This window comes from Novosphingobium sp. SG751A (assembly GCF_013149295.1).
In the GTDB taxonomy this organism is placed as follows: domain Bacteria; phylum Pseudomonadota; class Alphaproteobacteria; order Sphingomonadales; family Sphingomonadaceae; genus Novosphingobium.
In genome coordinates this window covers 1-15839 of the sequence record NZ_JABGCB010000030.1, presented here as the reverse complement: position 1 = coordinate 15839, position 15839 = coordinate 1, and the positions used below count along the sequence as shown (strand labels likewise).

15 protein-coding genes and 2 pseudogenes are annotated in these 15839 nt (G+C 59.2%); 7 read left to right on the top strand and 10 right to left on the bottom strand.

Going from position 1 to position 15839, the window contains the following annotated elements:
- Positions 1-12: 12 nt before the first annotated feature.
- The 4 genes from FHW96_RS24105 (at position 13) to FHW96_RS24090 (ending at position 4655) form a co-directional block, all read left to right on the top strand.
- On the top strand, positions 13-1212 hold the full coding sequence (locus FHW96_RS24105; protein WP_172343110.1) for a Ca2+-dependent phosphoinositide-specific phospholipase C: 1200 nt from the start codon (positions 13-15) through the stop codon (positions 1210-1212).
- An 81-nt stretch (positions 1213-1293) separates the two neighbouring features.
- On the top strand, positions 1294-2598 hold the full coding sequence (locus FHW96_RS24100) for a phosphatidylinositol-specific phospholipase C1-like protein (protein ID WP_216651046.1): 1305 nt from the start codon (positions 1294-1296) through the stop codon (positions 2596-2598).
- On the top strand, positions 2595-2972 hold the full coding sequence (locus FHW96_RS24095) for a hypothetical protein (RefSeq protein WP_172343109.1): 378 nt from the start codon (positions 2595-2597) through the stop codon (positions 2970-2972). The genes FHW96_RS24100 and FHW96_RS24095 overlap by 4 nt, the downstream gene beginning before the upstream one ends.
- 273 nt (positions 2973-3245) lie before the next feature.
- A complete protein-coding gene (locus FHW96_RS24090) occupies positions 3246-4655 on the top strand; it encodes an FAD-dependent monooxygenase (RefSeq protein ID WP_172343108.1) in 1410 nt (469 codons plus the stop codon).
- Positions 4656-4878: 223 nt separating this feature from the next.
- Here the strand turns inward: FHW96_RS24090 and FHW96_RS24085 are convergent.
- The 5 genes and pseudogenes from FHW96_RS24085 to FHW96_RS24065 form a co-directional block, all read right to left on the bottom strand.
- A pseudogene (locus FHW96_RS24085) lies at positions 4879-5025 on the bottom strand (IS3 family transposase); the annotation flags it as partial.
- Between the two features lie 128 nt (positions 5026-5153).
- Entirely contained in the window at positions 5154-5546 is a 393-nt protein-coding gene (locus FHW96_RS24080) for a hypothetical protein (RefSeq protein WP_172343107.1), read from the bottom strand.
- 175 nt (positions 5547-5721) lie between these two features.
- Positions 5722-6657 carry a fused MFS/spermidine synthase gene (locus FHW96_RS24075; protein WP_172343106.1) on the bottom strand — a complete coding sequence of 312 codons (936 nt, stop codon included), beginning with the start codon at positions 6655-6657 and terminating at the stop codon, positions 5722-5724.
- Positions 6632-6940, bottom strand: a complete 309-nt coding sequence (locus FHW96_RS24070; protein WP_172343105.1) for an alkylphosphonate utilization protein — start codon at positions 6938-6940, stop codon at positions 6632-6634. The genes FHW96_RS24075 and FHW96_RS24070 overlap by 26 nt, the downstream gene beginning before the upstream one ends.
- A 17-nt stretch (positions 6941-6957) precedes the next feature.
- Positions 6958-8667 carry a SulP family inorganic anion transporter gene (locus tag FHW96_RS24065; protein ID WP_253951223.1) on the bottom strand — a complete coding sequence of 570 codons (1710 nt, stop codon included), beginning with the start codon at positions 8665-8667 and terminating at the stop codon, positions 6958-6960.
- Between the two features lie 490 nt (positions 8668-9157).
- On the opposite strand from FHW96_RS24065, the gene FHW96_RS24060 reads away from it, so the two are divergent.
- Both FHW96_RS24060 and FHW96_RS24055 read left to right on the top strand, forming a co-directional pair.
- Positions 9158-9328, top strand: a complete 171-nt coding sequence (locus FHW96_RS24060; protein WP_172343104.1) for a hypothetical protein — start codon at positions 9158-9160, stop codon at positions 9326-9328.
- Entirely contained in the window at positions 9325-9504 is a 180-nt protein-coding gene (locus FHW96_RS24055; RefSeq protein ID WP_172343103.1) for a hypothetical protein, read from the top strand. Before FHW96_RS24060 ends, FHW96_RS24055 begins: the two co-directional genes overlap by 4 nt.
- Before the next feature lie 41 nt (positions 9505-9545).
- Here FHW96_RS24055 and FHW96_RS24050 read toward each other — a convergent pair whose 3' ends face one another.
- On the bottom strand, positions 9546-9869 hold the full coding sequence (locus tag FHW96_RS24050) for a helix-turn-helix domain-containing protein (RefSeq protein ID WP_172343102.1): 324 nt from the start codon (positions 9867-9869) through the stop codon (positions 9546-9548).
- Between the two features lie 67 nt (positions 9870-9936).
- Between FHW96_RS24050 and FHW96_RS24045 the strand changes: the two genes are divergently transcribed.
- The gene (locus tag FHW96_RS24045; RefSeq protein ID WP_253951222.1) at positions 9937-10437 is read left to right on the top strand and encodes a DUF983 domain-containing protein; all 501 of its coding nucleotides are present in this window, start codon (positions 9937-9939) and stop codon (positions 10435-10437) included.
- A gap of 357 nt (positions 10438-10794) precedes the next feature.
- Here FHW96_RS24045 and FHW96_RS24040 read toward each other — a convergent pair whose 3' ends face one another.
- The 4 genes and pseudogenes from FHW96_RS24040 to FHW96_RS24025 form a co-directional block, all read right to left on the bottom strand.
- Positions 10795-11766 (bottom strand): diguanylate cyclase, encoded by a 972-nt coding sequence (locus FHW96_RS24040; RefSeq protein ID WP_253951221.1) that lies wholly within the window; start codon positions 11764-11766, stop codon positions 10795-10797.
- A complete protein-coding gene (locus FHW96_RS24035) occupies positions 11730-14549 on the bottom strand; it encodes a hybrid sensor histidine kinase/response regulator (RefSeq protein ID WP_253951220.1) in 2820 nt (939 codons plus the stop codon). Before FHW96_RS24035 ends, FHW96_RS24040 begins: the two co-directional genes overlap by 37 nt.
- Complete coding sequence (locus tag FHW96_RS24030) at positions 14549-14968, bottom strand: hypothetical protein (RefSeq protein ID WP_172343101.1); 420 nt, start codon at positions 14966-14968, stop codon at positions 14549-14551. The genes FHW96_RS24035 and FHW96_RS24030 overlap by 1 nt, the downstream gene beginning before the upstream one ends.
- 296 nt (positions 14969-15264) lie before the next feature.
- Positions 15265-15471 (bottom strand): annotated as a pseudogene (locus tag FHW96_RS24025) (integrase core domain-containing protein); the annotation flags it as partial.
- Between the last annotated feature and the right edge of the window lie 368 nt (positions 15472-15839).

Here is a 15839-nt window from a genome sequence, read left to right as displayed (position 1 = left end):
AGGGCATTGGCGATGACCATCAAGTTCTTACCGGCCAGCACGGCGATGATGCTGGCCATGGTGGCGAGCGCCGCCGTGGCCCAGCCGAATGACGATCTAAGGATCAACCAGATCCAGATACTGGGCACTCATAATTCCTATTCGCAGGGCGTCGATCCGCAGATTATGGCGATGGCAGATGCCATAATCGGCCCGCGCATGTCGCAAATGGCGGCCCAAATGCCCCCCGCCGCCCGCGCCCAATACAAGGAGTATCACCCCAACGAGGTCAGCATGACCGAGGCGCTGAATTATCGCTATGGCACGCTGAGCGATCAGCTTGACGCCGGGATGCGCAGCCTTGAACTCGACCTCAACCGCGATCCGCAAGGCGGGCGTTTCCTGCACCCCGCCGCCTATGAGGCCGCCAGGGCCAAGGGCATCCCGGAAAACAAGCTACTGCCCCATGACAAGACCGGGCTGGAGCAGCCGGGGCTGAAGGTCATGCATATCGTCGATTTCGATGTGCGCTCAAGCTGCAACCTGTTCACCGTCTGTCTGGGGGAACTGCGCCGCTGGTCCGATGCGCATCCCGATCATGAGCCGATCTTCATCCTGCTGGAGGCCAAGAGCAATCCGGTGCCGATCTTTCCCGGATCGAAGCCCCCCCTGCCCTTCACCGCCGCCGCCTTTGACGAGATGGACGCCGATCTCTTTAAGGTGATCGGCCGCGATCGGATCGTCACGCCCGACATGGTGCGCGGCGCCTACCCCACGCTGGAGGCCGGGGCAAAGGCCGGCAACTGGCCGAAACTCAAGGATGCGCGGGGCAAGTTCGTCTTCCTGTTGCTGACCGCTTTGGACACCCATGGCCTGTCAGGCTATGTCGGGGGTCACCCCAATCTGGAAGGGCGCGCAGCCTTTCTGGAATCGCAGCCAGGGCAAAGCTATGGCGCATTCCTGCTGATGGACAACGCCACGATGCGGGCGCGGGAAATCCCCGATCTGGTCCGCCAAGGCTATCTGGTGCGCGCCCGCGCAGATATCGAAACATGGGAAGCTAAGACCAATGATCCCAGCCGAGCGCATCAGACCTTTGCCAGCGGGGCGCAGATCGTTTCAACCGACTTCTACAAACCGGGCAATGCCTATGGCACCGGCTATGTCGTAACGCTGCCGGGCGGCGGCGCGATGCGCTGCAATCCGGTCAATGCGGACAAGGCCTGCCGATAGGTTGGCCGACAGGTTTCGGGTGGGCATCTTGCGAGGCCCTCCCGAAACCACCCCGGCCATCGCGTTTACCAAGGATTGTCCATGCGCCTGCCTGTTCCCGACCTGTTGCTTTTCACCTCCATGGCTTTGCTGACCGCCGGTGTGGCCGCGGCAGCGCCGCATCGCGACGCCTGCCATCTTGACGCGTCGGATATCGCCCATGCCGCCCCTCATGCGGAACGGGGCTGCGTGGAGCGCTGGATGGATGCCCATCTGCGGGTCAACGATCTGCTGACGGTGGGGACGCATAACAGCTATAAACGCGCCATTCCCCCCGCCGATTATCGGCTGATCGCCGCCACAAATCCCAAAGGGGCGCAGGAACTGGATTATGCCCACAAATCCCTCACCGCCCAGCTTGATTTCGGCGCGCGTGAGATTGAGATCGATGTGGTTTATGATCCGCAGGGCAGCCGCTATGCCCATCCGCTGATCGCCGCGCGGACGCAGACGCCGCTCGATCCGGCGTGGGAAAGGGCGATGCAGCAGCCCGGCTTCAAGGTGCAGCATGTGCCCGATGTCGACTTCCGCTCCAGTTGCATTACCTTCAAGGCCTGTCTGGGCATCGTGCGGGACTGGTCGCGCGCGCATCCGCGCCACGCCCCCATCACCATCCTTATCAATGCCAAGGACGGCAAGACCATCCCCGGAGGCACGCCGCTGCTTGCCTTCGACGAGGCCGCCTTTGACGCGCTGGATGCCGAGGTGCGCTCGGTGCTGTCCCCGGCACACTTGCTGACGCCCGACGATGTGCAGGGTCATTATGCCACTCTGCGCGAGGCTGTGCTGCACAACAACTGGCCCCGGCTGGGAGCGGCGCGCGGGCGCATCCTCTTCGCTCTGGACGAAACGCCCGACAAGGTGGCCCTTTATCGCGGGCATCGCGCGTCGCTGGAAGGGCGCGTGATGTTCATCAACACCGATGAGCAATCGCCCGCCGCCGCCTATCTGACCCTCAATCGCCCGGTGGAGGATGCAGAGCGCATTGCCCGCGATGTGAAGGCCGGTTTTCTGGTGCGCACCCGCGCCGATGAAGGCACATGGCAGGCCCGCGCAAACAATACCGCCCATCGCGACATCGCCCTGCATTCCGGGGCGCAATCCGTTTCCACCGACTATCTCTGGGCCGATCCGCGCTTTCCCGGCGATTTTACCGTGAGCCTGCCCCACCATGCGGCCAGCCTGTGCAACCCGATGCGGACCGCTACGCGTTGTCGCAGCCTGCCAGTCGAGGTGGCCGGCAAGGCCGATCAGGCAGCGGCTCAATCGGCCCCCATCGCCTGGCCCGCGCGCCGCGATCCCACACCGGATCGCACCACTTTGCCGCCAGTCGAGGCGAAACCATGACGACCCGCCGTACCCTCATCAAGGGGGCAATCACCGCGGTTCTGGGCTCCGCGGCGACAAGTGCCAATTCGCTCACCCCGGAATCGGGACTCGAAGCACTGATGGTGAGGCAATTGACCCGCGAATTGGGCAGCGAAAGCGTGGCGCGGAAACTGGGGCCCCTTGTTTTCGAAGCCTCCATGTTTTGGTCCTATCCCAAGATGCCTGCAACGGATGCCGATGCCCTAATTGCCTTCAGCTTTGGCAATCGCATTCCTGCCCCCGGTACGGATGACAAGGTATCCGGCCCGGACGGTTCCGTGCCCGGCCCGGTCAATGCCATGCTTGCCAAGGCCGTGGCCCAAATTCGCGCGATCAAGGACATGCCCGTCTAATCGCAATTCTCTGTGGCAAGCTCGCCGTCAACTTCCTGTCAGACATCGCTCGTGCAACCACGCCAGCGTGCCGAATGCGGTTAAGTCGGATACCTCGAGGAACTGGTGGATCGGAGCGTGATACCAAGAGTTTGAAGTACTGAATTAAGCTCGAACATTCCTCCAGTAGATCGCAAGCATCGCAGGTTTTTCTCTCCATCGCTTTAGATAAAACACATATGTCAATATTTTTTCCATCTTTAATTTTAATTTTTTGAGATAATCCAATATCTATTGCCACCCGGCCTGCGCTTTCAGCGCATCTCCATTCCGTGCCGCCGCGATCGGTACACGGCAACAGACTGCGCAGATGGCGGATGGGCAACGCCCGAACCACCCCACCGTATCAACCAGACCTTTTTTGAGCCCATCCTGTCGCGTGCCGCGGCCCGCCATCCCAATATCCGGATCCTCAATCGCACATGCATCGACAGCTACACTCAAGAAGAAAGCGGCGTCACCGCGCAAGGCGTCGATCTGGAGACAGGCAAGGCTCTGGAGATCCGCGCCGATTATCTGATCGGATGCGACGGAGGGCGATCGGTCGTCCGGCGCGCCATCGGTGCGAATTTGGTGGGTGATGCGGTGATCCAGCGTGTGCAATCGACCTATTTCCTTGCGCCCGACCTGATCGACCGCATTCCCGGCAAACAGGCGTGGTGGACCTACCTTTACCACCCTAACCGCGCAGGCAGTCTGGCGGCCATTGACGGCAAGGAAAGCTGGCTCCTGCACAATTATCTGCTGCGCAGCGAAACGGGTTTCGAGGCGGTTGACCGCGATGGCTGTTTGCGACTGTTGCTCGGGGTTGATGCCGATTTTGAATATGAAGTCCTGAGCGATGAAGGCTGGATCGGGCGAAGGCTCGTGGACGACAGATTTCGCGACCGCAGGGTGTTTATCTGCGGCGATGCCGCCCATCTGTGGGTGCCCTATGCTGGCTATGGCATGAATACGGGCATTGCCGACGCAATGGGCCTTTCATGGCCGCTGGCCGCCCGGATCAACGGTTGGGGCGGCGAAGCGCTGCTTGATGCCTATGAAAAGGAGCGCCAGCCCATTACCGAACAAGTATCGCGCTTTGCTATGAGCCACGCCGAAAAAGCCATTGCCGAGCGCACCAGCATCCCTGCGGATTTTCTCGAGGAAGGTCCTGCAGGCGATGCTCTGCGCAACATGATCGGCGAGGAAGCCTATCGGTTGCACATTCAACAATTCGCCTGTGAAGGGCTGGACTACGGCTATTTCTACGAAGCCTCGCCTTTTATTCTCTATGATGACCAGATGCCTCCGGCTTACACGATGCATGACTACACGCCGTCGACTGTGCCGGGATGCAGCCTACCCAATTTCGTGCTCGCCGATAGGCGCTCGCTTTACGATACACTGGGAGACGGTTTTGCTCTGCTGCGTTTCAATCCGGCAATCGATGCCTCGCGCCTGCAGCAAGCAGCCAAGAGGCGCGGTGTGCCCTTGGTTCTGCTCGATGTTCCCCCAGACGTGGCGCCCGAATGCTATGCTCATACGCTCGTGCTGAGTCGACCGGATCGCCATGTTGGCTGGCGCGGCGATGCCAATCCCGATGAGGCAGAAGCGATGATCGATCAGCTGACCGGCTGGGCCGAGGTCAGCCATCGACCATAATTTCCAATCCGTCTTTTCCAATGATCATCGGCAGATGTCAGTCAAGCAAGAGTGCTGATTTTTCTTGAAGACCATCAAGGCGGAGGACTGCATGCAGCCGATCTACCCCGAAAATGATAACGGAAAAACGTTGTCAGACTCGGCTGAGTGTCCGTCGTCAAAACATTTGGCGCAAAGTTGGCGTGGCGGCAACGGAGAGTGGACCTCGTCTGGAGTTGGCTTTTTAGGCGGCGAGTTTGCGGTGCTGCAAGCGTCGATGTCCGATTGTCTGCTTCTTGATGGCAGCGCGCAGGGCGTGGAGCTGTCGATCACGGCCGAAGTAGGCATCTGCGGGCGTCATATTGCCCAGGCTTTCGTGGTGGCGCTGGTGCCTTCCGCAGCCGCATACTCAACGAAATTCGGACCAATCCGCATTGGATCGGTTCCATGCCTGGCTGCAAAGACTGCTCCGGCATGCAAGGCAGGCGCGCTGCCTCATCACGAATGTCAGATCACAAGCTATGGCGAATGGGGCTGTGCCGTTGGCGCCATCAATAACCGGGCTGATGAGATGGCACAGTCGAGGGCCGCGATAATATCCCTGTCACAGGCAAGGCACACCTCGCGCGAGAAATGTCCGGCGATAAGGTCAAGCAACAGATGCTCGTCATTGGAAATGTGCAGGCCGTCGCCCACCAGAATTGGCCGTCCCAGACCGATCTCATAGAGATGAATGAGGCTGTCGAGAACCGGGGACAGCATCACGGCTTCATGCTTTTCAAGCACAAGGGAAAGGCAGGGCTGGATCGGCTCCCCTTTCATTCTTGCCTCATGCCGACAGCGTATGGCGTCAACCAGCATGCTGGCCGGCACGCCCGTCGAGCCGACAGGCGGCGCGAAATGACGAGTCATCTGCAATCCTTTCCGAACTACCCCCTCATCGTTTTGAATCCGATTATTGCGATTGGCTCGCAAATACACGACGCTGGGTTGCCCGACAAGCCTTTCCGATTTGTTGGAGCGACCGGTTGCAGTGAAGGCCAGTCATATTGATAAGAAGCAACTGCGGATGGCGTTGATCGATAACTCACTCAGGGTTAAAGACACTGCTGACCAGCGCTCCCCGCCACATCCGCCGGGCGATAGCCTCCATGTCGATATCCCTGAAGGTGTCGAGGGTTTCGAGATCCGTCAAAAGTTTCGGCAGTGCCGACACGCGCAGGCTTTTTCCGGCAAAGATAACGCGGTTCTCCTGCTCCTCAGCTCGTACGACCAGAACGTTGTTCGAAAAGCTCCTTTTTATCCTCCTGATGATCGGAGCGTAACGTGACGGATCATCACATAAGTTGACGACCAGAATTCCTTGCGGCGTCAGGCGGCTGTAGCATTGATCATAGAAGTCCTGCGAACAGAGACCCGAAGGCTGTCCATCCCGATCAAACCCATCCACACAGAGCACATCGGCGACTTCCGCTCCGGCGCCGATGAACTGTGCACCGTCCACACACTCAATCTGGAAACGCTCGTCATCATCGGGAATGGCAAAGCGCTTGCGCAGCGCGATAACCGCAGGATCAATTTCGGCCACTACGATCCGGGCGGAAGGAAGACGCCGATAGCAATATTTGGGAAGCGATCCGCCGCCCAAGCCAATCATATCGATCCGCCCGGGCGCGCGATACAGCAGTACGAAGCCCATCATCACTTTCGTATAATCATAAAGCAGGTGATCGGGATCGCTGATCATCATCGCGCTTTGCGTGGTGTCCCGCCCAAGCAGCAAGATCCGCCTGTCACCAAATTCCAAGATCCACGGACCTTCCGGACCCAAGGGTACATCGAGGAACCGGGCAATGGCTCCGCCATGATTTGAGGTAAGTTCGCTGCCTGCTTCCAACGGAAGGATGATATCGTCGCGACAATCAGCTTCACCCGCCCGGCGCCGGTCTCCAGATCCCATAATCTCGGATCGATCCATCACCGGGTCCATCCCGACGTCAATGCTTACGGACAAATTCGGCACGGAGCACCAGTCCCTTGATGCCCTCATATCGGCAATCGATCTCCTGCAGATCGCCGGTCAGTCGGATCGCCTTGATCACGGTTCCCTTGCGAAGCGTCTGACCCGCCCCTTTCACCTTGAGATCCCTGATCGTGATGACACTGTCACCATCGGCAAGCAGGTTACCAGCCGAATCCCTGACCTCGACCTTATCTTTCGCCTGCGCCCTCACGGCTGCTTCGGCTGCTGGAAGCCATTCGCCCGAAACTTCATCATATACATAATCGTCGTTGGTACCGGTCATTGAGCTTTCCATTTGTGTCAGTCAGTTGAGATGGTTCCGATTGCAGCGGCTTCGGACACCCTGGAGGCGGCGCACAAGGCTTCGGAAAAATTAGCGCTGTGGATCACCCGGGCACTGTCCGGCCCAAGGTCTGCGCGAGCCAGCATCGCGAGCGGCTGCGCCTGGACGCACGAAAGGATGATCTGCGTATTTCCCGCCGCCGCATAACGGACAATGTCCCCGATGGTCGTCACCCCGCTGGCATCGAGCATGGGCACACGCCGCATCCGCAGAATGATGACCCTTGGCCTGCTGCCGACGCTGCGCAGCGTATCGAGCAATTCTCCGGCTACGCCGAAGAAGACAGGGCCATCGATCCGGAACACCTCGACGCCTGCAGGCAGCGCATCACGCTGATGGATATCTTCGTCCCCATCATTGATCGCATATGATAGCCTGTCGCCGTCATTCGTGATCTCAACGGCCTGGCTCATCCGCAGCATGAAGAGCAAAGATGCCAGCGTCACCCCGACACCGATCGCCACCGTGAGATCGACCAGCACGGTCAGAGCGAAAGTCAGCAACAGTAATGCACGCTCACCGCCCGGCATCCGCAACAGTTGGATGAAGCGATGATGCTCGCTCATACCCCAGGCGACCATGAACAGGATCGCCGCGAGGGCCGCCAGCGGCACATACGCCATCAGACGGGAAGCGAACAGGATGAAGATCAGCAGGAAGACCGCATGCATCATGCCGGAAATCGGCGTAATGCCGCCCGCCTTGATATTGGTTGCCGTGCGTGCGATCGCGCCGGTGGCTGGCAGGCCGCCGAACAGAGCCGATGCCAGATTAGCTACCCCCTGCCCCACCAGTTCCTGGTTGGAGCGGTGACGGGAACCGATCATCCCATCGGCCACCACTGCCGAAAGAAGCGCCTCGATCCCGGCAAGGAAGGCAATCGTGAACGCAGACGGCATCACCGATTGAAGTTTGGAGAAGGAAATGTCGGGCAATGCTGGTGCAGGCAGACCCGCCGGAAGATCGGGGAAACGCGATCCGATCGTTTCAATCGGCAGGTGAAGCATCGCCGCCGACGCAGACGCTGCCACCACTGTGATCAGGAAAGCAGGCCATCGCGGCGCCCATGTACGAAGCATGACAATCATTCCCAGCGCCCCGACACCAATGGCAAGTGTGTCGATCCGGATGCTGCCGAGCGCTTGAAAATACGCTTCCCATTTTTGAATAAAGTCTGCCGGCACACTCTTCATCGACAGCCCGAGGAAATCCCTGATCTGGCTTGACGCGATGATGACCGCAATTCCCGCGGTAAAGCCCGTCACCACCGGTTGAGGAATAAACCGCACCAGGCTGCCCAGCCCCGAATAGCCGGCCACTATGAGTATGATCCCGGCCATCATTGTGGCAAGCAGCAGGCCGTCATAGCCATGCTGCGCAATGACATTGAAAACCACTACGACGAAGGCGCCAGTCGGACCGCCGACCTGCACGCGCGAGCCTCCGAGCGCGGAGATCAGAAATCCGGCAACAACCGAAGTCACGATTCCCTTATCGGGCGAAGCGCCGCTCGCAATGGCCAGCGCCATAGCCAGCGGAAGCGCCACGATGGCAACGATCAGTCCCGCCAGGGCATCGCGGCGAAAATGCCCGGTCGAATATCCCTCGCCAATGACGGTGACGAGCTTGGGCGTGAAGGCCGTCAATCTCGCGCTGTCGACCATCATTTTTTCCTCAGACAGAGCAGCATGATCAGAAAAACGTTTGCCTGATCTCCCCGGAAAGGACCCAGCATTCATTTGCCGTATCCAGCCAATGGTCATTAGATGTACTAAACATCAGTTTACAATCTTAACACTCATATATGCGATATGTTAATAGATCAAGCGCCGCTGCTCTTTCCCGAGTTTGGCGCGCCAGAGGAGCCGGAGCCTATGTCAGATCTGTTTGCTCGCGCGCCCTATTGGCAACGGGTGACGCCGCCGCCCAGCCATCCACGTTTCTTTGCGCGAAGGCTCGCTGCTGTTTCGCACATGTGGTGGTGCAAGAGCCTCTTCCACGGCCTGAGCAAGCAACATCCAGGCGGCAAAAGTGCCCCTGGGATCCGGTTTCCGGCCGTTGACGCTGACTCGCTCAAGCGAGCCATTGCAGCCTGCCAGGCAAGCAATCCAGCTCCCGATCCATTCCGAAAACATATCAAGTGAGAAAAACAAACCGATGGAAACCCCATCTCAAGTGGTTACCGATGCCAATCTGCCCGAAATGGTCAAACGCCTTCCTCAATGGCTGCGTTCGGACCTTTGCTCATCCGACACCCTGCTTCGGGAACGCGCCGAAGACGCGTTGATCGCCATGCTTGAAGTTCACCTTGGAAAGAAGACGCCATGATCAAAGATCGTCTCATCAGCTTTCTCGAGCAGAACGCGCGCTGTTTCGACGACTTTGTCGTCGCGCAATCGTCGACAGGCGGCATCGCCATCGATGAGAAAAACCTGCTGCGCCTGTTAAGCCACGCCAACAGGCGCAATATCAGAAGATGGGCCATGTCCATGGCGCCTGCGTGACGGGTATGCGCAACATCCTGTCGGTTGCAGAAACGCCGGCTTTACGCTTGGTCATCTCCAGGCGCCTCAGCCTGATCGAACAGCATCGAAAGGACGCGTCGGGGCTGCCCGCCCGACGTAGTCTCCTTGAGGCGCACACCGCGTCCGACCCCGTGAGAACTTGCGTTTTCACCAATTATCTCGATCCCTGCCGCCTCAAGCGTGCTGATGACCTTGACCAGTGTTTTGACTACGCTGCGCACCTGCCCCTCAGACGCTTCCATCCGTTGGATCGTGGGCAAGGACACTCCTGCCAGACTCGCAAGCTGGCGCTGGTCAATACCAAGGAGGGCACGGGCTGCCCGCATCTGCTGAGAGGTAATCATCTGCCTCCCATGACGTATGAAGCATCAAAAAACAATCTCAGCGCCTGTCAGATCCACGATTATACATATGGATATGGCGACCTTGCACGACATGCCATGGAGAGCGGACATTGAATTTCAGCACATCATTTGCCGTGTCGGCTGCGTGCCAAACTGTATCGGGGCAATCGCAATGAATTCGCCCTCTCCCTCCCGATCGGTCTGGACCGCCATCGGGCGCGGTGCGCGCGGCCGTTGTCCCTCCTGCAGCGGCACAAAGCTGTTTCACCAGTTTCTGAAACCCATCGCCGAATGCACGCACTGCGGTCAGGACTGGACACATCAGCAGGCCGACGACTTTCCCGCCTATGTCTCGATTTTTCTCACCGGCCATCTTTTGGCGCCACCGGTCGTGCTTCTGGTCAAAACGGTCGACCTGTCGGTTGGCGCGCTGCTGGCGCTCATTCTGCCCGCTGCAATTACGATGACGTTAGGCCTGCTCCAGCCTGCCAAGGGCACTATCATCGCGATCCAGTGGTGGTTTGGCCTGCACGGCTTTCAATCCCGGAAAGACTTCGGGAGCGATTGAATTCAAGCAAGGGCGACGCATTCCGCGACCGGCATGCCTTTCGGCTCTATCGAGCGATCAGGCATCAGCCAAAGCTTCTATAGTCTCGTCTGCGCAACTTCATCCCGCCGCGAGCGCCATATATTGGGGAAATTGCCCCAGCGAATGCATCACTCATCTGAGAGCTTCCCATTACCATCAACGAAGTGATCTTACCAAAGGAAGCCTGGAAGAAAGCTCTCATCCTCCAGAGCAGACAGGTGATCCGCGCTTTCTCCCTCTTCGCAACCGAACCCCACTCCAAGGCAGCACGATGTTTTGTGTCGGGCATGGAGGCAACAGTAAAACTTCACCATCTGATCGAAGGCTTGGCCGCAGTTATATATATTTGACCTCCTCCCTGTCTTCGCCCCCAAACACGGTCCCCGCGATCTTGTTCCTTCCGGCTACTTTGGCGAGGTAAAGCTGATTGTCAGCGACCTTGACCCAAAGATCCTGTGTCATTTCCGGCATGCACCGGGCTGACGCGATGCCCACACTCACGGTCACATAAGGACCAACGCCCGAATTCCGGTGCGGTATACCCAGCGAACGGACCTGTTCCATGATGGAGTTTGCTACAATCATCGCGGCTTCGTGATCAGTGGCCGGCAAAACGCAGGCAAACTCCTCTCCCCCATAACGAGCGGTCAGGTCCGAGGCCCGGCGAACCGCGCGCTGCAGCGCCGCTGCGATCATCACGATGCAGTTATCACCTTCGGGATGCCCATAGGCGTCGTTGAATTGCTTGAAGAAATCGATGTCGATCATGATCACCGAAAGCCAGTCACCCGTGCGTGAGAGTCTGGCGGTTTCCACATCGAGGGTCTGTTCGAGCCGGCGACGATTGCTCAGCCCAGTCAACGCGTCAGTCACCGCCAGTTCGGCCAGTTGATCGCGCATGCGCTTGAGTTCGATATGATTGTGAACGCGCGCGCGCACGATGGCCGGGTGGATCGGCTTGACGATATAGTCGATCGCGCCCAGCAAAAGTCCGTTCGCCTCGGACTCCTCATCGCCAAGCCCAGTGGTGAAGATGATCGGCACGTCAGCGATCAGCGGATCCGCCTTGCATCGGCGGCAGACCTCGTACCCGTCGGTGCCCGGCATGAGCACGTCCAGCAAAATAAGATCGGGCAGGCTGCTCTGCGCAACCGTAATGGCCTCTTCGCCGGATGTGGCGAAGCAAATCTCATAATCATCCTCCAGCGCCGCATTCAGGATCTCGATGTTCGAGACCTCGTCATCGACGATAAGAACCACGGGCCGGCCCATTACGAATTCACCGCCGCCAAAGGCGCCGCCCCGCATTGCAGGCCCCCCTCGCCCACCAACAGATCCAATTGCGTCAGAGCCTCCTCGAAATTGAGTTTGGCAAGCGCGGCCTTGACCCCATGCAGTCCCGCCGCCTCCGGTCTGGCGCCGATCGCCTCTTCAAACTGCTGGAAAGCTTTGCGGGCGCCAAGGCTTCGACGCCGCAGCAAGGCGCGGATCTCCTCAATCTGCGAAGCCCATTCGGAATAATCGAACTGCACGCCTGATTGCGTCAAAGTCGGCTGCTGCATCCTTTTGAGCGTTGCCGAAGCGGCGAGCGCGGGCAGGATGGCCTGTTCAAGCCCATCCATCTGCTCTTCGATCCGGCTGAGGTCAGATTGTGCCAGCGCGGTTTCAACACGCTTGGCCGCATCGGCAACCTCGCCGGCCTCCAACGTGCCCGCAATGCCTTTCAATGTATGAGCAAGACGTCGCGCCTCGCTCAGGTCCCCGGCGGCGATCTGGCCGCGAAGCGTCGCAATGACCGTGGCAAAAGTATCGCCAAAATCGACGATGAGCTTTCGCAGCAGCGCCCGCTTGCCGTTGACGCGCACCAGCGCAGCCGCGATGCCGAACGGAGGCAGGTGGTCCGGCAGGATATCGGCCTTGATCGGCATCACAATCGGGCCTGATGCCTCTGCAAAACGTTTCTGAGACGGGCGCGGCTTCAGCCAGCGGTCCAGTTTGCTGACGAGCAGCGCAGGATCGACCGGCTTGGCAATATGATCATTCATGCCCGCGTCCAAACAGCGCTGCCGTTCGGCCTCATAGGCGTGGGCGGTCATGGCGATGATCGGCAAGCGCTCGGGCGGGTGGATTTGGCGGATGCGCACAGTCGCTTCGATACCGTCCATTTCAGGCATCTGCACATCCATCAGGATAGCGTCGAAGGGCTCGACTGCGTCCTTGACGCAGTCCAAAGCGATGCGGCCATTTTCGGCGACCTCGACCTGCAAACCGGCATCTGTCAGCAACTCAATCGCGATCTCACGATTGATCTGGTTGTCCTCGGCGACAAGAATGCGAAGGCCGCGCAGATGGGGCGCCACCATCGGAATCGTTCCGGCCTGAGCCTCACCGGTCGGAAGGTCCGGTTGCTCTGCGCCGAACACAGTGGTCATTGTCGCAAGCATCGTTGCCGGATCGATCGGCTTGATCAGCACGGCGGCGATGTTGGCTGTTTCCGCCTCGGCCCTGACCTCGTCGTGCCCGTGGGCTGTGACCAGGAACACGCTGGGCACTTTCGCCAGATAAAGATCCTGGCGGATGGCACGGGCGGTTTCGATGCCGTTCATGTCCGGCATCCTCCAATCCATCAGAACCAGATCGTAAGGCACCGCATCGGCAGCAGCCGTCACAAGGGCACCCAAGACCTCCTTGCCCGAAGCGACGACATCGACGTTCATCGACCATGTCGCAAACATGGCCTGCAGAATCTCACGCGAGGCCGGGTTGTCATCAGCGATCAGCACGCGCAACCGTTTGAGTTCTGCCGACGGCATGTCCTGTACCGGCGGCGCGGCATCATCGGCCTGAAGCACCAGACTAAACGTAACCGTCGTCCCCTGCCCGAGACGGCTTTCGACCCCAATGTGCCCACCCATCAACTCGACCAGTTGCTTGCTGATGGCAAGGCCCAGACCCGTACCGCCAAACCGGCGTGTGGTCGAACTGTCAGCCTGGGTGAAGGAGTGGAACAGCCGGGCCTGCTGCTCTGGCGTCATGCCGATGCCCGTGTCCCTGACCGAGATTTCGAGGGATATTGTGGTCCCATGCCGTGCGGAAAGGTCGACCGTGACCGTGACCGAGCCATTCTCAGTGAACTTTACAGCGTTGCTGACCACATTCAGCACGATCTGGTTGAGGCGCAGGGGATCACCCAACAGTGTGGCAGGCACGGTAGGATCCATGATGAGGTCGACAGCGACGCGCTTTTTGGCGGCTTCGACCGAAGCCATGGCCAGTTGACCTTCGAGCGCGGCACGCAGGTCAAAGGGGGCAATCTCCAGCGACAGCTTGCCCGCCTCGATCTTGGAGAAATCGAGGATATCGTTGATGAGCCGTAAAAGGGACAGTCCCGCTCCATTGATCTTGGAAACATAGTCCTGCTGCTTTGGCGTCATGTCCGTGCGCAAGGCCAGATGGCAAAATCCCAGAATGGCGTTCATCGGCGTACGGATTTCATGGCTCATATTGGCCAGGAACAGGCTCTTTGCCCGATTGGCCTCCTCGGCCTCCAGCGTCCTTTCGCGCAGCGCCTCATTGTTGAGCGCAAAACTTTCGACCAACGTCCTGCTCAGCCAGACCAGCACTCCGGTCTGCAGGGCAACGATCCCGGCATGCAGGCCGACCCGGCCCACGTCCGCTCCATCGGCGAAAACGGCAAGAGGCAAAAGGAAGTCCAGCATGATGTGATGTATGGCGATGGCCACGGCGCCCACCACCACCACGCGCCAGTCACACCAGGCGATGGTCAGCGCCAGAAGCGCAAAGAAATACATGTGCATGTCCATCTGCCACGAGTGACCGGCCAGCAGATAGACCAGCAAGGCCGGTTCACCCATCAGCGCGACGGCGGAGAGATAGCGCGTGACAGGGGTAATCCCGTGCCGCCACCAGGTCAGGTGATAGGCTGCCGCAAGAAGTGCGCCCGCCAGTCCGGCCGCGAAGGGCGGACGGCCCACGACAAAGGCAACCGCCGCGAGAACAGGAATGTGCAGCCAGAGCAGGATGACCAGAAACCGACCGAAGCGGACACGCAGCTTATCGAGATCGGACATCAGGCAGAGGCTCCAGGAGAGGTTGAAACTTGGTGAAATCCTGCGCAGCCCCGAAGCAGTTGGGGGTCTATGACCAGCCACGCTCCGGCGTGATACAGCGCGGTCACTGCGTTCTTGTCGGCGGAATGCAGGATGACGACATTCTTCAAACCACCGACATCGACAATGCTGCCGCCGGCGGCCCGCACCAGCCTGATCGTCCGCCCCAGATCATAGGATGGCGGCGCGATGACAGCATATTGTCCCCGATCACCGGACGGCCAGAGCGCGGCAACGGCAATAGCCGCTGTCACGGCAACCATGAGCGCGGCTGCGGGAATGAAATCACGCCAATGCCGCTTGACGGAGGTCAGGGCTGCAGAAAGCATCGTTGCCCCTTCTTTCTCGCCAGAAGCAAAATGGAGGCGGACATGCCTCATGACCGAATAATCCTACTGCGAAAAGTTACGCTTGAGACGTTGCGATATGGTTAAAAATCATCATCGGGCGCTGATTGAGCCTTTCCGGCCATTGCCGATGTAGGTCGCCATTTGCCTATCCTCGAGTAATGGTTCGTCGGCGGACTTCAGAGTACCCGTTGCCTCGAAAGTGAGTGGAATGGCGAAGTCAGCGGAGGCGGTCATTTCTGCCTCAAGGAGATTTGTCCGTCATCAGAACATTTGGCACAAATTGCGTCGTAGATTAGCGGGGTGCGGGCCTCGTCTGGGGGTTGGTTTTAGGCGGCTAGCTTGCGGTGTTGCAAGCGCCGATGTTCGATGGTCTGTCGCTTGATCCTTTCGCGCCGCTGGATGATGGCTGCCGCCCTGCCGAAGTAGTCGTCGGCGGGCGTCACGTTGTTCAGGCTTTCGTGGTAACGCTGGTGATTGTAGTGCTCGACGAAGGCCTCGATCTGGGCCTCAAGGTCGCCGGGCAGGAAGTAGTTTTAGCTACGCTTCTGTAACGGTTGGAATGTCAATCCCGATTTGGCTTTGCCCTGCCGCCGGCTTCATGCTTCTGTCCGCAGTCGCTGCGTGGGCGCTGCATGATGGATGTCCTCTTCGAACCGGCCGGCCAATCTGAATCTGCGCAATCACTTGGTGTGTTGCCAGCGAAGCTGCGGTCTGACCAGGTCCTTGCGTCCCGGCGACGGGACTTTGCCTTCGGGCGTGATGGTCCTCCCGCCCGAAACCTATGAGCGCCTCCTGTTATGCAGCAGCTAGTCCCGGCTCGAAGAAGGTGCCGTCGCAAAGCATGCGGTGCATGATGACCCCCAACCTACGCGCCAGGGCAACCTTGGCCTTCTTCTTTCCA